The 20,082-nt window shown below is 46.7% G+C and carries 18 protein-coding genes; 13 read left to right on the plus strand and 5 right to left on the minus strand.

Going from position 1 to position 20,082, the window contains the following annotated elements; genetic code table 11:
• The first annotated feature begins 101 nt into the window (after positions 1–101).
• The 7 genes from D0X99_RS08000 to D0X99_RS08030 are packed head-to-tail and all read left to right on the plus strand — an operon-like array spanning position 102 to position 7,418.
• Entirely contained in the window at positions 102–314 is a 213-nt protein-coding gene (locus D0X99_RS08000; protein WP_119477153.1) for a hypothetical protein, read from the plus strand.
• Positions 311–1,723, plus strand: coding sequence for a sodium:solute symporter family protein (locus D0X99_RS08005; RefSeq protein WP_119477154.1), 1,413 nt, complete (start codon positions 311–313; stop codon positions 1,721–1,723). The genes D0X99_RS08000 and D0X99_RS08005 overlap by 4 nt, the downstream gene beginning before the upstream one ends.
• Positions 1,713–3,092: a glycoside hydrolase family 88 protein gene (locus D0X99_RS08010; protein WP_119477155.1), complete on the plus strand. Its 1,380-nt coding sequence runs from the start codon at positions 1,713–1,715 to the stop codon at positions 3,090–3,092. The genes D0X99_RS08005 and D0X99_RS08010 overlap by 11 nt, the downstream gene beginning before the upstream one ends.
• Positions 3,089–4,531 (plus strand): oxidoreductase, encoded by a 1,443-nt coding sequence (locus D0X99_RS08015; RefSeq protein ID WP_119477156.1) that lies wholly within the window; start codon positions 3,089–3,091, stop codon positions 4,529–4,531. The genes D0X99_RS08010 and D0X99_RS08015 overlap by 4 nt, the downstream gene beginning before the upstream one ends.
• Complete coding sequence (locus D0X99_RS08020; protein WP_119477157.1) at positions 4,528–5,298, plus strand: 3-ketoacyl-ACP reductase; 771 nt, start codon at positions 4,528–4,530, stop codon at positions 5,296–5,298. The genes D0X99_RS08015 and D0X99_RS08020 overlap by 4 nt, the downstream gene beginning before the upstream one ends.
• A 39-nt stretch (positions 5,299–5,337) precedes the next feature.
• The gene (locus tag D0X99_RS08025) at positions 5,338–6,633 is read left to right on the plus strand and encodes an NCS2 family permease (protein WP_119477158.1); all 1,296 of its coding nucleotides are present in this window, start codon (positions 5,338–5,340) and stop codon (positions 6,631–6,633) included.
• Complete coding sequence (locus D0X99_RS08030; protein ID WP_158587688.1) at positions 6,630–7,418, plus strand: 5'-methylthioadenosine/adenosylhomocysteine nucleosidase; 789 nt, start codon at positions 6,630–6,632, stop codon at positions 7,416–7,418. Before D0X99_RS08025 ends, D0X99_RS08030 begins: the two co-directional genes overlap by 4 nt.
• A 73-nt stretch (positions 7,419–7,491) precedes the next feature.
• Here D0X99_RS08030 and D0X99_RS08035 read toward each other — a convergent pair whose 3' ends face one another.
• The gene (locus tag D0X99_RS08035; RefSeq protein WP_119477160.1) at positions 7,492–8,634 is read right to left on the minus strand and encodes an acyl-CoA dehydrogenase family protein; all 1,143 of its coding nucleotides are present in this window, start codon (positions 8,632–8,634) and stop codon (positions 7,492–7,494) included.
• A gap of 240 nt (positions 8,635–8,874) precedes the next feature.
• On the opposite strand from D0X99_RS08035, the gene D0X99_RS08040 reads away from it, so the two are divergent.
• Positions 8,875–10,815: a tetratricopeptide repeat-containing sensor histidine kinase gene (locus D0X99_RS08040; RefSeq protein WP_158587689.1), complete on the plus strand. Its 1,941-nt coding sequence runs from the start codon at positions 8,875–8,877 to the stop codon at positions 10,813–10,815.
• Positions 10,816–10,917: 102 nt separating this feature from the next.
• On the plus strand, positions 10,918–11,217 hold the full coding sequence (locus D0X99_RS08045; RefSeq protein ID WP_158587690.1) for a hypothetical protein: 300 nt from the start codon (positions 10,918–10,920) through the stop codon (positions 11,215–11,217).
• Here D0X99_RS08045 and D0X99_RS08050 read toward each other — a convergent pair.
• The 4 genes from D0X99_RS08050 to D0X99_RS08065 all read right to left on the minus strand — a co-directional run bounded on the left by D0X99_RS08050 (position 11,214) and on the right by D0X99_RS08065 (position 16,755).
• Positions 11,214–12,275, minus strand: a complete 1,062-nt coding sequence (locus D0X99_RS08050) for a dipeptidase (RefSeq protein ID WP_119477163.1) — start codon at positions 12,273–12,275, stop codon at positions 11,214–11,216. The two genes, D0X99_RS08045 and D0X99_RS08050, sit on opposite strands and share 4 nt — an antisense overlap.
• A 74-nt stretch (positions 12,276–12,349) precedes the next feature.
• On the minus strand, positions 12,350–13,660 hold the full coding sequence (locus D0X99_RS08055) for a DEAD/DEAH box helicase (RefSeq protein ID WP_119477164.1): 1,311 nt from the start codon (positions 13,658–13,660) through the stop codon (positions 12,350–12,352).
• Between the two features lie 96 nt (positions 13,661–13,756).
• On the minus strand, positions 13,757–15,877 hold the full coding sequence (locus D0X99_RS08060; protein WP_119477165.1) for an outer membrane protein assembly factor BamB family protein: 2,121 nt from the start codon (positions 15,875–15,877) through the stop codon (positions 13,757–13,759).
• Positions 15,878–15,993: 116 nt separating this feature from the next.
• Positions 15,994–16,755: a sterol desaturase family protein gene (locus tag D0X99_RS08065; RefSeq protein WP_119477166.1), complete on the minus strand. Its 762-nt coding sequence runs from the start codon at positions 16,753–16,755 to the stop codon at positions 15,994–15,996.
• Positions 16,756–16,884: 129 nt separating this feature from the next.
• Between D0X99_RS08065 and D0X99_RS08070 the strand changes: the two genes are divergently transcribed.
• The 4 genes from D0X99_RS08070 (at position 16,885) to D0X99_RS08085 (ending at position 20,075) form a co-directional block, all read left to right on the plus strand.
• Positions 16,885–17,550 carry a heme exporter protein CcmB gene (locus D0X99_RS08070; protein ID WP_119477167.1) on the plus strand — a complete coding sequence of 222 codons (666 nt, stop codon included), beginning with the start codon at positions 16,885–16,887 and terminating at the stop codon, positions 17,548–17,550.
• A gap of 177 nt (positions 17,551–17,727) precedes the next feature.
• Entirely contained in the window at positions 17,728–18,492 is a 765-nt protein-coding gene (locus D0X99_RS08075) for an SDR family NAD(P)-dependent oxidoreductase (RefSeq protein WP_119477168.1), read from the plus strand.
• Positions 18,489–19,238, plus strand: a complete 750-nt coding sequence (locus D0X99_RS08080) for a M15 family metallopeptidase (protein ID WP_394336579.1) — start codon at positions 18,489–18,491, stop codon at positions 19,236–19,238. The genes D0X99_RS08075 and D0X99_RS08080 overlap by 4 nt, the downstream gene beginning before the upstream one ends.
• 93 nt (positions 19,239–19,331) lie before the next feature.
• Positions 19,332–20,075 (plus strand): ThuA domain-containing protein, encoded by a 744-nt coding sequence (locus D0X99_RS08085; protein WP_119477169.1) that lies wholly within the window; start codon positions 19,332–19,334, stop codon positions 20,073–20,075.
• Positions 20,076–20,082: the final 7 nt, after the last annotated feature.

Raw genomic sequence — 20,082 nt, forward strand, 5'->3', positions numbered from 1 at the left:
TGGGTGGGTTACCAAAGCAGAAGATAATTGCTATTTTAAGCCAAGCTTGAAATAATTTTCTTGCTATCTAACTACTTCCCAAATAACCCCGCACTCCGCTTATGAAATCCAAAATTTGGAACCTCATCGCTTTGGCTGTTTTTTTACTTTCAGTCGGCTCATTTCTGGTAATCTTTGAAGAAAATAAAATTGACCCAAGGCTGGGAGGTGTTCCTTACATCTTTTGGACAGGTTTTCTGATCACGGCAGTGATCGTCGGACTTACCTTCCTGGCTTCCCGTTTTTTTCCACATGAAGAATCAAACAAGGGATGACAGGCTGGCTGATTTTCTTCTTCGGGTTGTTCCTCGCTTCATTGGGCTATGCTTCCTACATCTCTTACAATAAGAATCGGAGTTCGGATGAGTTCATGCTCGCTGGATCAAATATCGGGGCGATTCTGGGTTTCCTGACCTTTTCTGCAGCCTTGTTCAGCGCGTTTACCTTTATGGGAATGCCGGACTTCTTCCGGGTGCATGGGGTAGGTGCTTGGATTTTTTTAGCGCTATCGGATGCGTTTATGGTGTTTTTGCTGATTTGGTTTGGCTTTGCACTTCGCAAAAAAGCTGCTCAGGTTGGTTATAAAGGTGTAGCAGGCTTTGTTCAGAGTTGCTTCAAAAACCGCTGGGCTGGCTACCTGGTTTTCATCAGTTCTTTTCTTTTCCTTATTCCTTACGTAGCAATTCAGATTCGTGGGATTTCCATTTTTCTCGATGCGGCATTTCCAGATTTGATTCCCGCTTGGGGATGGTCTTCGTTGCTGGTCATTTTGATGTTGGTCTATTCTGAAATCGGTGGATTGAAGGCCATCATGTACAGTGATGCCATTCAGGGGGTAATCATGTTGGCTGTCATCTGGATAATCGGACTGACCTGTCTCGAAATGGCCGGAGGGTTGGAAGCAGGGCTGGCCAAAGTAGAGGAAAGTAATGCCGCTTTGCTTTCCCTTCCCGGTCCAAAAGGACTTTTCTCGAGCCCCTTTCTGATCGCTTCAGCCATTGCCATTGTCCTGATTCCGGTGTCTCAGCCCCAGTTTACAACCCGGTTGGTGGTGATGAAAAATCTGAAATCCGTTCATAAAATGGCCTATGCGGTTGGGATTTTTGCGATTTTGGTCATCCTTCCGACTGCTTTTATCGGATTGTATGGGGCCGTGAAGTATCCGGATAGCTCGACTGCAGACTTTATATCTGCAGCGTTACTTTTTGACCAGGCCAGTCCCATTGCAGCCTTGGCGGTGGTGGGACTTTTTGCAGCCTGTCTTTCGACGACTAATGCACAGATTTTTGCCTTGGGCACAGAACTCAGGTCTTTATTGTCCGGGTCTGACAAGAGCAATATGCGAATTACCCAAGTTGCAATTTTGGTTTTCTCACTCATTGTGTTGGTGTTTTCTACCTACATGAGTGATGAACTCGTATTGCTTGCGAGGGTGAGTTTTGCAGGGACATCCATGATTGCTCCGGTAGTCTTAGGCTCTGTAATTTTCAAGAATCCACCCAAGTCACTTCTTCTAGTTTCTGCACTTGCCTTGAGTTATTTCATCTTGTCGCTGCTCGAGTGGGTTCCGGCTGGCTTTGCAGGACTTCCGACTGACGCTGCGATGTATTGCATTCTTATTCCTCTAACAGTAATAGTGATGGTTGCTCACCATTTTACCCAAAAACCTACCCATGAAGCTTAACCCTGCTTTTTCAATTACTGATTTAAAGAGTTCATTAGAGCGATTTTGGAATCTATCCGGACAAAAAATCCGGATGATTGAGGACTCTTTTGACACCCAAAAAGGAGCTCCTGTTTTCACTGAAAAAGGAAAATACGTCACCCGCGGGTGGACAGAATGGACCCAGGGATTCCAGTTTGGTTCGGCGATTTTACAGTTTGATGCCACGGGTGAATCCGAATTTCTGGAAATCGGCCGTAAGAATACTGTCCATAAAATGGCTCCGCACCTGACTCATATCGGAGTGCATGACCATGGATTTAACAATGTGAGTACTTATGGAAATCTCCTTCGACTGATCAATGAAGGCAAAATCGAGGGTTCGGACTGGGAGAAGGAATTTTACAAACTTGCTTTGAAAGTCACCGGTGCGGTGCAAGCCACGCGTTGGACCACTATTCCAAGCGGAGGGTTTATTTACTCCTTCAATGGACCTCACTCCTTGTTTGTGGACACAATACGCAGTTGCCGTGCGTTGGTCGTTTCCCATCAGCTGGGGCATGTTCTTCAGGCAGAAAACGATAAGCGAATTTCCTTGATCCATCGGGCCATTCAACACATACTGAGCACGGTTCGCTTTTCCATTTACTATGGAAAAGGCCGGGATCGCTATGATATTTCAGGTCGCACAGCCCACGAAATCATCTTCAATACAAACGATGGAAATTACCGCTGCCCCAATTCCCAGCAGGGTTACACCGGGTTCAGCACATGGACGAGAGGCCTGGCATGGGCGATTTGTGGATTGGGTGAGACCTTGGAAATCCTGGATCAGATTGCTGAAGCGGATTATTCCGAGGTGATTTCCAAGAAAGATCTCTTAGCCGAGCTTTCTCAGGCGGCCATCGCAACTTCTGAATTTTACCTTGCAAATACACCTACGGATGGTATTCCCTATTGGGATACCGGAGCGCCAACTCTTCACCGTTTGGGAGACTACTTGTCCAGACCTGCAGATCCGTTCAATGAATTCGAACCGGTAGACAGTTCAGCAGCTTGCATCGCTGCTCAGGGTTTGATAAGAATTGGAAATTGGCTGAAAGCAAGTGATCCAGAACGCGGTGAAAAGTATAAAAATGCCGGAATTCAGCTTGCCGGAGTACTTTTCTCCGAACCTTATCTCTCTACCGGGGAAAAGCACCAAGGGCTGATTTTGCATTCTATCTATCACCAGCCCAATGGATGGGATTATACCCCCCAAGCCGGAAAAGTAGCCAATGGCGAGTCCAGCATGTGGGGGGATTACCATGCCCGGGAATTGGCTCTTTTGCTCCATCGGATGCTGAATAATGAGCCACACTATTCTTTCCTAAACTGTGTGCCGGCATGAGCGGAAAGTACAAACCCCAATATCCCCGAGTCGCTCATCTAAAGACTGCGGAGCTGTTTGCAAAGCATCTGGCGAATGAAGGAATTGAGTTGGATTTTGATTCTGAATTGTTGCCTGGGCGGGATTCTCCTTTTGCCAAAGGCCATTCCCTTCGCTCCGGACAAAAAATCGGGAATGCCCTTTGCATTTTGCCGATGGAAGGCTGGGATGGAACTGAAGACGGACGACCCACTGAACTCACCAAAAGGCGATGGAAGCATTTTGGACTCAGTGGTGCAAAACTCCTTTGGGGCTGTGAAGCAGTGGCGGTTCGCCACGAAGGCAGGGCTAATCCCAACCAGTTGCTGCTCAATGAGCAGACATTTTCCGACTTTGTTGAGTTGTTTCAGCTGGTTCACACCACCCATCAGGAGCATTTTGGAGATACCTCAGATTTGCTTGTAGGACTCCAGCTGACTCATTCCGGCCGCTTTTGCAAACCGAATGACAAGAAAAAAATGGAACCGAGGATTCTATATCCCCATCCTATTTTAAATAAGAAGTTTGGTTTGGGAGAGGATTACCCATTGATGACTGATGCCGAAATTGATTCGATCATTGCCGACTACATCAAAGCGGCTGTTTTGGCTCAGAAGGCAGGGTTTCACTTTGTAGACATCAAGCATTGCCACGGGTACCTCGGACATGAATTTTTGAGTGCTTACGACCGGGAGGGAAAATTTGGAGGAAGTTTCGAAAACCGCACCCGTTTTCTCCGGGATATTGTTTCCGGAATCAGAGCAGCAGCTCCGGGTTTGGAAATCGGCGTGCGAATGAGTGTTTTCGATTGGGTTCCCTTTCAAAAAGGACCCGAAGAAATCGGAATCCCTGCACAAGACGAAAATTACCTCTACGCCTTCGGAGGGGATGAAAGCGGGATAAATGCTGATTTGAATGAGTCTTTTCTTTTTCTTGAGGAACTTGAAAAACTCGGAATCGAGCTCTTTTGCACCACAGCCGGAAGTCCCTATTACAATCCGCACATTCAAAGACCGGCCTTATTTCCTCCTTCCGACGGATACTTGCCTCCGGAGGACCCGCTGTGCGGAGTGGCCAGGCAAATCAAGGCGACTGCTGAAATCAAAAAGGCATTTCCCAACTTCTATGTTGTCGGATCGGCCTATTCCTACCTGCAAGAATGGCTTCCAAATGTGGGGCAAAACGTACTTAAATCCGGAAAAGCTGATTCGATCGGCTTTGGTCGGATGGTCCTTAGCTATCCTGATATGCCGGCGGATATCCTTTCCGGAGGGGGATTGAAGCGGGCAAAAATCTGCCGGACTTTTTCCGACTGTACCACTGCTCCGAGAAATGGGATGATCTCGGGATGTTTTCCCCTTGATCCCTTCTACAAGGAAATGCCGGAATATGATCAACTCAAAGCACTGAAAGGAGAATGAATAATATTGCATTGATCACCGGGGGAACCCGAGGAATCGGACTAGGAATCGCCCGAAAATTGGCTCAGGAAGGAATCGATTTGGCTTTGAACGGCGTAAGGGTCGAGTCTGATGTGGTGGAGGTTTTGGAAGAGCTTCGCAAAAAAGGAGTCCGAGTGGAGTATTTTCCCGGAAATATTGCCGAAAAGGCCGATCGGGAGAGTATTCTGAGAGGAGTGAAAGAGAAGTTTGGCAAGATCAACTTCCTGATAAACAATGCTGGCGTGGCGCCGAGAGTCCGTGCGGATGTTTTGGAAATGGCTGAGGAGGATTTTGATCATCTGATGGACATCAATTTGAAGGGGACATTTTTCCTGAGTCAGTCCTTTGCCAATTGGATGGCAGAAATCCGAAAGTCAGATTCGGAAAGTCCTCTTTATATCGTAACCATCACTTCAGTTTCGGCAGTTTTGGCTTCCACCAATCGAGCCGCATATTGCATGGCCAAAGCAGGACTCTCCATGATGTCTAAAGTTTTGGCGGTTCGCTTGGCAGAATTCAACATTCCGGTCTTTGAAATCCAGCCTGGAGTTATCGAAACAGATATGACTGAAAAGGTAAAATCCATTTATCAGGAGCGAATCGAAAAGGGACTCACCCTTGAACCGAGGATTGGGCAGCCAGAAGACATCGGAAAAGTGGTGGCGGCTTTGATTCGAGGAGATTTACCTTATGCTACCGGCCAAATCATCGCCGTCGATGGGGGAATGATGGTGGGGAGACTTTAGGTTTTCTTAATTGGGTTTCATTTTTCTATTTTGTGACCTATGAAACCCCAACTCAAGACCGAAATCCTTGCCGGGATCTCCACCTTTCTGGCCTGTTTTTACATCATTATTGTCAATCCGGCAATTCTTTCTCAGGCTGGGATGCCGTTTTCTGCGGTATTGACAGCCACTGTTTTGGTGTCGGCGTTTGGGAGTTTGATGATGGGTATTTATGCCAAAAACCCCATTGTAGTAGCCCCCGGCATGGGAATCAATGCTTTTTTCACATACACCGCGGTCAAAGGTTTCGGACTTAGCTTTGAGGAGGCCTTAGGTGCAGTATTCTGGTCCGGGGTGATTTTCCTGATTCTTTCGGTTTTTAAAACCCGCGAAAAGATCATTCAGGCGATTCCGGATGCAATCCGGCATGCAGTATCAGCGGGCATTGGCCTTTTCATTTGCTTTATCGGATTTCAAAATGCGCATTTCATCGTAGACAATCCGGCCACTTTGGTCGGAATGGCGATGTTCAAAGACCCTGTGACCTTGACCTTTCTGGCGGGTTTGCTTTTCACCGGAGGTTTGCTCGTTAGGAAAGTTTCCGGGGCGATAATTTATGGGATTCTCTTCACAACGGCTTTGGCTTGGCCGATCGGCAGGTGGTGGGGTGATGCCTCTACAATTAATTTCGGAGTTTCTACCTTAGTCAATTACACCGGATTTTTTGCGTGGCCGGATTTCAGTCTGGTGGGCAAAGCCGATATTTTAGGTTCACTTCGCTATGCTTACCTTCCGGTAATATTCGTCTTCACCTTCACGATTTTGTTCGATGGCATTTCCACTTTTATAGGATTAGCGGAGGCATCTGGCCTCAAAGATCCTGATGGAAGTCCTCAGAACATGCGCAAATCCTTGCTGACCGATTCATTTGCGACGCTTTTCGCAGGCTTGGTGGGCAGCAGTTCGGGGACAGCCTATATCGAGTCTGCGGTAGGAATTGAAGAAGGTGGAAGAACCGGTACCACAGCGATCACAGCCGGACTGCTCTTTTTGCCATTTATGTTTTTTTCACCGGTCCTGTCGGTGATTCCTTCCATTGCCAGTTCGATTGCTTTGGTTTTGGTGGGTTCGTTTATGGTCATTCCGCTGACCAAAATCAATTGGTCCAATCCCGAAGAATCCATTCCATCTTTTCTCACGATCGTTCTGATTCCGTTCACCTACAGCCTGTCGGTTGGAATCTCGTTCGGCTTTATCAGTTGGACCGTTTTGAAATTGATTACCGGAAAAACCGCTGAAATCAACCCCATCTTAGCCATCATCAGCGTACTTTCGCTTTTCTTCTTATGGCTATGAAAAGTTTAATTCTATTTGTTCTCTTCGTTTTTGTTTCCCTTTCTATCCAAGCCCAGCGAATTGCCATCATGGGTGCTTTGGATCAGGAAATTGCGATTTTACTTGACTCGATGAAGTCATCCAAAAAGGTGAGTCGGGGAGGAATTGACTTTTTCACAGGGAAACTGAAAGGCAAAAAAGTCGTGATCCTGAAAGCCGGAGTAGGAAAAGTCAACGCGTCCTACAGCACAGCGATTTTGACAGAAAATTTTAGCCCGTCTGTCTTGATTTTCACCGGAGTAGCAGGAGGATTGCATCCGGAGGCTTTGCCGGGAGATATTGTAATCGGGGAAAAACTCGTTCAGTTTGACTTTGGACAGGTGGATTCCACCGGGTTCAAAGTTTCTCCTTTCCGAAAATTGAACGGAGGAAGACACGAGGAACTCTATGTCGAGGCAGATCGGGAATTGGTGGAGAAAAGTGCCTCAGCAGCCCGGAAAATTGAGTTTGTTCCGATTTCCAACCGGGCCCCCAAAGTCTTTTCCGGAGTGATTGCTACCGGGGATGTTTTCGTCAGTAACAATGAAAAAGCAGCCTGGCTTTATGAGGAGTTCAATGCCTTGGCCACCGAAATGGAAGGTGCGGCAATTGCACACATTTGCCGCACTTTGGGAATTCCCTTTGTCATCATCCGCAGTTGCAGTGACAATGCAAACAACCACGCAAGAGTCAATTTCAACCAGTTTGTCGGCCCGGCCTCGGTAAATTCCGCACACTTGGTGTTGGGGATTTTGGAGGAAATGTAGAAAGATGCCGGATGACCGGTGATTGATGGAGATGAGTCCCTACAACGGTCATAGGCCAATTAGCATCTAGCTTTTACTTCAAAATCTCTCTGGAGATTACCAGCTTTTGGATTTCCGAAGTCCCCTCGCCGATGGTGCAAAGCTTGGAGTCGCGATAGAATTTTTCAACCGGATAATCTTTGGTGAATCCATAGCCTCCAAAAATCTGAACGGCCTCATTCGAAATGGCAACGCAAACTTCAGAAGCATACAGTTTCGCCTGTGCTCCGGCTAAAGTCACTTTTTGACCTTTGTTTTTCAGATCAGCCGCCTTGAACGTAAGTAGTTTTGCAGCTTCCAACTGAGTGGCCATATCCGCAAGCTTGAAGGAAATTCCCTGAAAACTGGATATCGGTTTGTTAAACTGCTGGCGCTCTTTGGAGTATTGGATGGATGCTTCCAAGGCTCCTTCTGCAATACCAAGTGAGAGTGCTGCGATGGAAATTCTTCCTCCGTCCAGGATCTTCATGGACTGGATGAAGCCTTCTCCGACTTTCCCCAGAATCTGGCTTTCATGGACTTTACAATCCTCAAAAATAAGTTCGGCCGTTTCGGAAGCACGCATTCCGAGTTTGTCTTCCTTTCGTCCGCCTTTGAATCCCGGAGTTCCTTTTTCAATAAGGAAAGCAGTCATTCCGTGTGAATCACCGATCTCACCAGTACGGGCAATCACCACAGCAACGTCTCCAGAAACTCCATGCGTGATGAAATTTTTTGCCCCGTTGAGGATGTAGTATTCCCCTTCTTTTTTTGCGACGGTTCGCATATTGCCGGCATCCGAACCGGTATTGGGTTCAGTCAGACCCCAAGCTCCCAGCCATTCGCAGGTCGCAAGTTTGGGCAGGTACTTTTTCTTTTGTTCCTCATTTCCAAACATAAGAATATGTCCGGTACAGAGGGAATTGTGAGCAGCCATAGACAGACCCACCGAAGGGTCCAATTTGGACAACTCAAGGATTGCGGTTACATATTCAAAGTATCCAAAGCCCGAGCCTCCATATTCGGTTGGGACTAAAACACCCATCAGGCCAAGCTCGCCGAGTTTTTTGAATACTTGGATAGGAAAAAACTGGTTGTCATCCCATTCTTTGCGGAAGGGAGTAATTTCTTTGGCTCCAAAACTCCGAACCATTTCAGCGATCATCCGCTGATTTTCATTGAGGTTAAAATCAAACATGAGTTACTCTTGGGTTTATTTTCTGATAATCTAACCCTAAGGTTTAGAATAAGTTTTACATCTCCAAATCGACTCAAACCGTGGTTAATTTGGTTTTTAGTCATGTTTTTCTCCATTTATTTCGGGAAGTTCCAAGTCTGTCCATTCAAAAAAAGCTCTTGGACTCCTTGTCCGATATTCCATATTTTTATTGCCAAAGGACTGATTTTTAACTTATTTCCTTTTTCGCCAGTAAAACCTATGAAACACGCCCTATTCCTTTTCTTACTGCTCTTTGTTTTTATCAGTCATAAAGAAACCCAAGCCCAAAGTCCAAAATACGTCATCGACAGTCTAAAAGTCCAATTGAAGTCGGCAAAGCTGGAGCAGGATCAAGTAGCCATCTATTCCGAACTGACCTGGTACTGGGCAATGGTCAATCTGGATTCTGCCCTTGATTATGGACGTCGATCGTTGACTTTGGCTGAAAAAATGGGAGATCAAAAAGTAATTTCCCAAGCTTACAGTGACTTGGGTAATGCTTACAATCAACGTGGGGAATTTGCGGAAGCTAAAGCAGCTTACAAAAAAGCCCTCGAGCTTCGGACTGAAATTGGGGATTCGGCAGGAATGGCCGGTTCGAAAAGCAATTTGGCATCGATTCACCAGCGATTGTATCAGACCGACTCGGCCATGATGTATTACATCGAGGCGCTGGATTACTATGAGCAAACCGGTAATGAGCGGTACATCAATTTTGTGAAAAACAATCTTGGGGTCCTGCACGAAGATATGCGAAACTATCCCAAAGCACTTGAGATCTATGCGGAAGTAGCTGAATACCGCGAGAAAAACCAGATGATTCCGGAACTCGCCATGCTTTACAACAACATGGGCAACATCTACAAGGCGACAAAAGAATATGACAAATCCGAAGACTACTTTCAAAAAGCCATGGAAAATGGCCTGAAGGCTGGTGACTCGCTTGTTTTGTCGGTGACCTACCTCAATTTGGCAGCGCTCTACAATGCTGCTGAACGCCCGGATGATGCCATCAAAGCTGCCACTGAAGGAATCAAAATCGCCGAAAAGGTCAACTCATTTTACGATCAGGCGATGATGGAATATGCCCTGGCAAATTCCTATTCCAAAAAAAGAGAATACCTCAAGGCTAAAAATCTCTACCAAAAAGCCATCCTTACCCTGACTGAATTGGAAGCCAAGGAAGAAGTAGCTTCGATTCAGCTGCGGATGGTACCTATGTTTGCTGCGCTCAATATGCCTGACAGTGCGCAATACTACACCGATAGATACATCGACTATCGGAATTCCCTGACTGAAGCGCAAGTTGCCGAACTGACAAATGAGCTCCAGACCAAGTATGAGTCGGAGAAAAAAGACCGGGAAATTGCTCAGCAACAGTTAGCCCTCAGGAATAAAAACATCCAGCTCTATGGATCACTTTTTTTGGCTTTGGCACTTGCAGGGGTTGGATATCTACTCTACAAACAACAAAAACTCAAGAATCGTCAACTCCAGCAAGAAGGGGAATTGAAGGCTGCTTTAGTCCAGATCGAGACCCAAAACAAACTGCATGAGCAACGTATGCTGATCTCCCGAGACCTTCATGACAATATCGGGGCCCAGCTGACTTTCATCATTTCAGCCATCGAAAACCTGAAATACTTTGAGCCGATCAAAGAACAGCTGACCCAGCGCTACGACTCCATTGCTGACTTTACCAAGCAAACCATTACTGAACTTAGGGATACCATCTGGGCGATGAACAGTGGGAAGGTCAACTGGGAATCGTTGACCGGCAGGATTCAGGATTACATCCAAAGGGCAGGAAATTCTGCTTCAGGTATCCGTTTCGAATTCTCTATGAGTGATACAATCAAACCGGACCAAACCCTTGCCTCAGCGGATGCCATCCAAGTGCTGCGAATTTTACAGGAAGCGATCCAGAATGCGGTCAAGTATTCGGAAGCACACTCGGTGCAAGTGAAAATCGAGGAAACGAATACAGGATTGGAAGTTACAGTTCAGGATGACGGAAAAGGCTTTGACGAGTCGGCAATCCGGCCGGGAAATGGCTTGTACAATATGAGAAAGCGAGCAGAAGAACTCTCCGGCAAACTCGAAATTGATTCCAAGCCGGGATTGGGCACGAGTGTAGTGCTGACTTGGCCAAAGTCCTAGCTTTTGCTGATTCTTTCCACTTTAAGATTTTGATAAATAGGCCTTTTGCCGTATTCCCTTCCCAACCAACAGAGACTAGATTTGATTTTTCCGGAAAGGGATATGTTGAGGGTTATTATTGAAAATGGAGAATCGGGTCTTCTGACCTTGTTGGCTTTAGGAGCTTTGATTTTGCTGCATTATTTCCTCTTTCGGGAATATGCTGTTATGGAGAAGCTACAGGAGAAAAGACTAACCGAAATGGAACAATTGATCAAGAAGGAAATCCACCGATCCCAGTCATCTTCAGTCCAAGCATTAGAAATCAGTCAACTCAAGGAAAAGACCGATGAAAAGATCGAGCTGATCAAATTGCAAGTGGAGGCGATGAGGAAGCGAGAGGAAATGTCTAAATCAGATTAGGCTTTGAGTATCGAACTGATCAATCTCCGGGCATTACCTCCGGCAATTTTTTCCACTTCCGCGTTGGAAAGGCCTTTGGCAGCAAGTGCTTGTAGCCATTTTTCCACTCCAAAATAGTCATTGATCACAGGTTGGAAATTAGCATCCATGTCAGTTCCGATGCCCACGTGATCCACGCCCACCACATCGATGAGGCGAAGTGTGTTTTCCACAAAATCTTCGAAATCCTTGGAAAAACCTGATGGCCAAGCTCCAATGAGACCGCCGGTTTCGGCGATCAGTTTGGCATGATCCCGACTCAAAGCCCGAGCCGCAATCGGTCTGTTGGGATCACCTGCTAAAATGCTGTGCGAGAGCAGAAGCGGTGCACCTGTTGATTCGGCCACTCCTTTTACTGTTTCAAAAGAAGCATGCGCCAAATCAATCACCATTCCCAATTCGGTCAGCCGTTTCACGATGGATTTGCCATAGACCGAAAGTCCATCGTTTAGCGGGGCGGCAGTTTGGAGATCTCCGACATTATTGGGCACATAGTGAACCAACTGGACCGAACGGACTCCCTGCTCGTAGACTTCGTTGATCCGGTCGACGTCTTCCTCCACAAAATCCGCTCCTTCGCAGGAAAGGAACAGGTTGACCTCTTTGGAGTTTTTCAGATCCCCCACTGAAGTTCCGATTTGGGCGTTTTGATTTTTGATCAGTTCCTTCAAAATCACCAACTGATTTTTGTAGGATTCCCATGCGACACCTTTTTCCAGTTTGCTGTCCACGACAACACCTTTGTCTGTGATCCGGAGCAAACTGATATCAGAAACGATGCTCAAAAACACGCTGTTGACTCCTGCCTGATTCATTTCAACCAGGGCTTTGGCGAAGGCTTCATCTCCGGGATAGGTAGAGCTTCCTTTGGCAAAAAATCTTCCGGTATGGCAGTGGAGGTCGAAGATGCCGGGTTTATTATCTGAGGAAGGGGAAAATCCAAAACCCAAATCCGGCAGGAGGGATGCACCGGCAAAGGCGCCCATGTACTTCAAAAACTGATGTCGATCCATGGACATCAAAGTACAATTTTTTCTCCTGAAAGCTTTTTGTGATTCGAAAAAGGAACACCGATTTGTTGATTGAAGGTGTCCTAAATAACAGTAACCCGTACTTTCTTTTCCTTCAATTTCATGTTGTTGATTTTAGGCAGGAGCTTCTCCAAGGTCGCTGTTTTCACTCCCACAAAGGCGCAATCCGTCTTCAATTCGATCATGCCCAGTTCCTCTTTGGAAAGTCCACCTTGTTTGAAAAAAAGACCTGCGACATCACCCTTGGAGATTTTGTCTTTTCGTCCACCGGAAACAAACAGGGTACTCCATTCCGATGGACCCGGAAGTGGGGCTTTGGTCAGTTTTTCAACAGGTAGATTTCCTATAAAATCCGGCAGAGGATCTTTCTCGTAGTGGAGGACATAGGCTGTTCCGTCGCTGTTCATTCGGGCAGTTCGTCCATTTCGGTGGATGAATTCCTCGCTTCTTAGCGGAAGGTGATAATGGATGATAAACTTGATCTCCGGCACATCGATACCTCTGGCAGCAAGATCAGTTGCCAGGAGGATTTGATGTGTGCCGTTTCTGAATTTGATCAGGGATCGTTCCCGGTCGGTTTGCTCCATTCCTCCGGAGAAAATCCCATGCGAAATACCATGCTCTTCCAGGCAATCGCTTACTCGCTGAATCGAGTCCTTAAAATTGCAGAAGATGATTCCGTTTTGGCCGCCCAGATGAGCAATCAAGTCGATGAGGGTTTCCAGTTTGTCCTTGGTGGGAGAGAGGACTTTTTTGATCTGCAATTGGGAGATTTTTTCCTCCAAAAAATCAACCGTGACCGGTGATTTCAAACCGACAAATCGTGGGATTTCCACTCCCTGAGTTGCCGAAGTAAGGATAGTTTTCTTCACCTTGGGCAGCAACTGGAGGATGTCTTTCATCTCACTTTCAAAGCCGATTTCCAGAGATTTATCAAATTCGTCCAATACTAAAGTTTGGATAAATTTTGTTTCAAAAGCTTCCCGTCTCAGGTGATCAGCCACTCTTCCGGGTGTTCCGATCAGGACTGCCGGACGGTGCTTAATTTCAATTCGGTCTTTGGAACCGGCCCTGCCGCCATAGACCGAATTTACCTTGTAGCCGGTTCCCATTTCCCGCATGACCTGCTCAATTTGGATCGCCAATTCCCTAGAAGGAACAATGATGACGAGTTGAATTTCTTCACAATTCGGATCCAGATTTTGAATCAGAGGCAGAAGAAAGGCCAAAGTTTTACCAGTGCCTGTCGGAGAAAGCAAAATCACCTCATCCGAAGACTCAATGGCCTGCTTGGCAGCGAGCTGCATGGGGTTCAGTTGCTCAATTCCTAGTTTGGACAGGATCTCTGCCTGGCTTTTTTGCGGGGTGGACATGCGGCAAAGGTAGCTTTTTGAATTCCCAAATGGAGATGAAGTTTTTCGAGCAGCATTCGATTTTGGAAAAGGTCCTGAAAAAACTCTTTGGAGCTTTCAATCAGGCAAAGCAAAAGCGACATAGGCATCTCCGCTTTTTGTACCCTTGCCGCCACCACAGGCGATGACTAGGTACTGCTTTCCGTTTTTCTCATAGACCGCCGGAGTCGCATGCCCGGAAGCGGGGAGTTTGGCTTCCCAGAGGATTGTGCCGGTTTCTTTGTCAAAAGCCCGGATCTTTTCATCCTTGGTTGCGGCAATAAACAGCACTCCACCGGCTGTAGCCACGGGTCCGCCATAGTTTTCCGTGCCAGTCGGTGCAAAGCCCTGAGCACTGAGTGAATCAATTTCCCCCAAAGTCACCTGCCACTTTTTCTTTCCGGTGTTCATGTCGATGGCTGTCAGAAGGCCCCAAGGGGGATTGGACCCGTAGATTCCTTCCTTGGTGGTCAGGCGCTTATACCCATTCATGTAGTAGCGGGGATACAGTTTGGTGTTTTCCGATTCGAGTTCCTTTTTGTCGCCTGCGTCCGCTTTTCCCATTAGGTAGTCGATCAGAACTCCGCGCTCTTCCGTGGTTATATGCCCAAATGCAGGCATGGCTCCTCTCCCTTTTTGCAACAGCAAATCCAGCGAATCCGGAGTATATTTTTCTTTCAACCCGATCAAGCTTGGGATTGTCGGTGGGTTTCCTTTGCGCTCCAGTCCATGGCAATTGCCGCAGTAATTGGTGTACACCGATTGGCCCACATTGCCGAAGCTCGCATTCGGTGTCATGTCGATCAGCCAGGGGATTTGGTTGGCATTGATGTACATCGTCTGGGTAGTCGGGTCAAAAGAGGCGCCGCCCCATTCTCCGCCCCCGTCCATGCCGGGGAAAAGGACGATGGGCTTATCCGGATGAGGTGGAGCCCATGTGTCACCGATGGACGCATTGGAAAGTTTGGATTTGATATCTGCTTCCCATTCCGGTTTAAGATTCAGGATGTCTTTTTCGGTAAAAACCATCTTCATAAAAGGCTCCGGCAAGGTCGGCATGGGTTGGGTTTTGGAGCTGATTTCTCCCGGCATGACACTCTGGGTAACTGGTGTCTCGTTGATTGGCCAAATGGGTTCCCCGGTTTCCCGGTCAAAGACATAGGTCATTCCCTGCTTGGAAATTTGGGCCACGGCATCGATCCACTTTCCGTCTTTTTGGATGCGGATCAAATTGGGCGGAGCGGGAAAGTCCCGGTCCCACACATCATGATGAACGGCCTGAAAATGCCAGATGCGCTTTCCGGTACGGGCATCCAAGGCCAAAAGTGAATTGGCGTACAGGTTATCACCGGTTCTATATCCACCCCAGAAGTCATATGTGGCTGAACCTGTCGGGACAAAGACAATGCCCCTTTCTTGGTCCACCGTCATCCCTGCCCAGTTGTTGGCGCCGCCAATCTGCCGGATGTGTTTGGGATCCCAGGTTTCGTATCCCGGTTCACCTTGCTGAGGAATGGTATGAAAAATCCACTCCCGCTTTCCGGTTTTGATGTTGTAGGCCCGAACGTGTCCCGGAGCTGCATCCAATCCTTCGGAAAGTCGCATACCCAGAATCAATTTATCCTCAAAAACCACCCCGGGAGAATTGGAAACAATCAGGAAATCCTCCAAATCGGTATCAAGGTCTTTTCTCAAATCCACCTTTCCCTTATCGCCAAAACTCAAAATCGGCTCCCCCGTCAGGGCATTCACTGCCATGAGCCAATTGCCAGCAGAAAACAAAATCCGTTTATCATCACCTTCCTCCCAATAACTGACTCCGCGGTTGGTGCCTGCCCAGGAATTTTCCCCACCCAAAACCTGAAAGGGATCAAATCGCCAGACTTCCTGGCCAGTTCCAGCATCGAGGGCAAAGACATTCAGCTTGGGTGTGCTTCCGTAGAGCAGGCCATTGACTACGATGGGCTGGCATTGAATCTGGCTGCGTTCAGTCGCATCGCCGGTGTGATACGTCCAGACTACCTCGAGTTGGGCGACATTTTCTTTGGTGATTTGGGCCAACGAAGAAAATCGAGCTCCGTCTTCCGATCCTCCGTAGTGTCCCCAACCTGAATAATCGATAGTATCGGTTTTTTTTTCGCAAGAGAAAAAAAGAATACTGGATAATAATATGAGGGTGATGGAGGATCTGAGGCTCATTTGGGTGAGAATTTGGCCTCAGAATATCGGGGATTTTTAAGGACAGAACAAGGGCAAAAGCGTTTCCCTACCATTACCAATGGATTTTTTCAGAATAGACCGATTAGGTCAACCCTTTATTTCGATCCGGTCACACGTTCGTATTTTGACTCATAGTCTTCTCGAAGCGTTCCAAATAATCGATCCCAGATTAACGTGTAGAGCCCATAATTTCCATGGAAATGTTCATGGTGTTGGTTGTGTGCTGTGCCGGTATTAACCCAACGACCAAACCAGTTATGTTGAAAGTTTTTAGGAAATAGCTCGAATCCCAGATGGCCGTATACATTGTAGAAAAACTGAAACAGCAGAAAAAGTCCGAGTGAGCTCTGGTATACGGGTAATGTGAAGGCAATGACCGGAATGATTCCTGCCTCGATGACCGCTTCCATCGGATGAAATGCGTAGGCTGTCCAAGGGGAAGGATTGGTGGACTGATGATGTATTTTGTGGACCCAACGGAACAATTTTGGGTGATGCATCAGTCGATGCATTCCATAGAAATAAGCATCATGGATCAACAGCATCAGTGGGAAGCAGAGGTAATAATAGAACATTCCGTACTTGTCTTTATCCCAATAAAGATTGGTGAAAGGCTGAAATACTATGAAAACCAGAGTTGCCATGGTGGCAAAAATCAGGATGGTGATCAGGGAATACGTAATATCCCTGACGTAATCCCTGATTTTGGGGTATTTGGCCTGCATCCTTCGGCTGGCCATTATTTTTTTAAGGAGGAAGTAAAAAACAAAAAAAGCCAATCCTGCAATTACAAAATATCTGGTGGTCGTCAACTCCGCAATCCTAAGCCATCGGTAGGAAAATTCTTCCCATTGCATATCCTTAAATTTTTTCCAAAAGATAGCGGGAAAGGGATTTCAAAACGTTGGGCAAGCGTAAAGAAAAATCCTAGGTTTCTTTGGGGAGCTGTAACCGTTCCCAAAGCCTACTTTTCTTACCTTTGAGCCATGTGGAAAGAAATCTCCGTGCTGATTCGCAAAGAACTGACCCTCGAGTGGCGGCAGAAGTATGCGCTGAATGGGATTTTGCTTTACGTGGTTTCGGCGGTTTTTATCACCTACCTGAGCGTGGGGGCCAAGATGGGTAACCTTTCCATTCCTACCTGGAATGCCTTGTACTGGATAATCATTCTTTTTTCAGCAGTAAATGCTGTCGCAAAAAGCTTCGTGCAGGAGCATCAAGGGCGGCAACTCTACTATTACATGATCGCTTCCCCTGAGGCTGTTATTTTATCCAAAATCATCTACAACACCGGTTTGACACTAATTCTTGCCTTACTGGGATACGGTGTTTTTTCGGTGATTTTAGGTAATCCGGTACAGGATCAAAATCTTTTTCTGACTAACCTGATATTGGGATCGGTTGGATTTTCTGCCAGTTTGACCATGGTCAGCGGAATTGCATCCAAGGCGGGAAATAACGCTACGTTGATGGCGATTCTGAGTTTTCCGGTAATTATCCCGATTCTGTTGATGGCGATCCGGATTTCCAAAAATGCGCTCGATGGACTGGATTGGAGTGTGAGTGTGGACAAGCTTTTGACACTGTTGGCCATTAATGCGATCGTGGGAGTCACAGCGTATATTTTGTTTCCGTATTTGTGGAGAAGCTAGGTCGATTTACGAATTACGATTTTTGATTTACGAGGTGAAAAAGAACCTCATTTGAAAATTTTTTATCACTTTCCAACTTCAGCATTTCCCACCTTTGCCTCCTTCAATTTTCCAATTTTTAATCCTTCGACTTTGTTCAGGATGACTTTAATTTTCCAATCCTCTTATCTTTAAAACATGAATAAAAAAATCGCCTTGATCACCGGAGCGACTTCCGGGATTGGAAAAGCCTGCGCGCTGACTCTCGCCAAAATGGGCTATGATATCATTGCCACTGGTAGGAGAAAGGACCGTCTGGATCAATTGGAAACCGAAATGCCAGCAGGGGTTCGTTTTTTCCCCTTGGTCTTTGATGTGCGTGATCGAATAAAAGTTCTTGAGGTTTTGGGTAATCTCCCATCTGACTGGACAAAAATTGACGTACTCATCAACAATGCAGGCAACGCCCACGGCATGGACCCGATTCAGACCGGAGACTTGGATGATTGGGATGCGATGATGGACATCAATGTGAAGGGCTTACTTTACGTTTCCAAGGCCATCATCCCGGGAATGACCGAGCGCAAATCCGGCACGATCATAAACATCGGTTCGATTGCAGGCAAAGAAGTCTATCCCAATGGAAATGTGTACTGTGGATCAAAGCATGCAGTAGATGCCATTACCAAAGGAATGCGAATTGACCTCAATCCGTTTGGCATCAAAGTGATCGGGATTCACCCCGGGATGGTGGAGACGGAATTTTCCTTGGTCCGCTTCAAAGGCGATGAATCGAGAGCGGAATCAGTTTACAAGGGCTTTACTCCCCTCTACGCTCAGGACATTGCGGATATCGTGGAGTTTGTGGTCAATCGCCCTTCCCATGTTGTTTTAGCCGACATCGTAATCCTCCCTACTGCGCAGGCATCTGCAACTGTGGTAAACAAAAACCTATCGACGTGAAAAGGCTGTCTGCATTAATCCTGGCTTTTTCAATTGCTTGCTCTTCTCCACAGAAAAGTGCGCAAGAGGAGTTTTCAGAACAGCAGCGCGAAATCTTGGATCAATCCGAATCCTTGGCGTCAAGAGATTCCATTTCTGATTTGGAAAGTATGCTTTTTGCCCAGGGATTGGTGGATATTGAGGTTGCTGTTCCGGGAATTCGGGTCGAACTGAAGTATTCCACCACCGACAACTTTTTTGGAAGGGATGTTTATGGGGACTTGGTTCGTTGCTTTCTCCAGCCGGAAGTGGCTGAAATGGTAAAAAAAGCACAAGAGGACTTAAAAAAGCAGTATCCTAATCTGACTTTGCTTATCTATGACGGAGTAAGGCCACTCAGTGTACAGCAGATTCTTTGGGACAGTCTGGACAAACCTGACAGTATCAAGCCGTTGTATGTCTCCGATCCCAAAATCGGCGGCTTACACAATTATGGTGTGGCAGTGGATTTGACCATTTTTGATTTGAAAAAAGGTGAGCCATTGGATATGGGGACACCTTACGACTATTTTGGATATCCGGCCTACCCGGACCGTGAACTGGAGATGTTGGCGGAAGGAAAAATCACCCGAGCCCAGGTTGCCAACCGTGAAATCCTAAGAAAAGTGATGACCGGAGCAGGTTTTACAGGAATCGGTAGCGAATGGTGGCATTTCAATGCATTTTCGAGAAAAGAAGCCGGAGAGAAATTCCAGTTGATAAAATAATTTCGGATTTCTGATTTCGGACGTCAGTCCGTAAATCTTTCAATCTGAAATCCGATATTCCAATTCCGAAATCAATCAAAAAACCCAATACCTATGAAATTTAAAATCACCTTCTTCACATTTGCCCTGGCGCTCTTGACCAGTTTGGCGGCTTTTGCCCAACAGGGTGGGCAATTCCGTGCCTTGGTTTTTTCCAAGTCCACCGGATTTCGGCATCAGATGATTCCCGACGGAGTTTATGCGATCAAGCAGTTGGCCGCAGCACACGTGTTCAGTGTGTATACGACCGAAGATGCCAACCATTTTACTGATGAAAATCTGGCTAAATACGACGTAATAATCCTGATGAGTACTACCGGTACCATCTTCAATGATGCTCAGAAAGCTGCCTTCCAGAAATTTGTCCAAAGCGGAAAAGGCGTGGTGGGTATCCATTCTGCCACAGATACCGAGTACGAATGGCCTTGGTACAACCAGATGATCGGAGCCTATTTCCTTGCTCATCCAAGACAGCAGACCTTGCGTCTGGAAGTAGTGGACAACACGCATCCATCCACTTGGCATTTGCCAAAAAACTGGTTATGGACAGACGAATTGTATGAATTCCGAAACGTTAACCCAAATATCAAAGTCCTGATCAATGCGGACGAAACTACCTATGAGCCGGCCAAACCAATGGGTGCAAACCATCCGATGGCTTGGTATCACGAGTTTGACGGAGGCAGAGTATTCTACACTGCTTTGGGGCACGTGGAAGCAGTTTGGAAAGATCCTGATTTTCTAAAGCACCTTTATGGAGGCATCTGGTATGCCGCCAAAGGCAAAACGCTAAAGTAATTTTCTT

Origin of the sequence: Algoriphagus lacus (assembly GCF_003583985.1) — a bacterium.
Lineage (GTDB): Bacteria > Bacteroidota > Bacteroidia > Cytophagales > Cyclobacteriaceae > Algoriphagus > Algoriphagus lacus.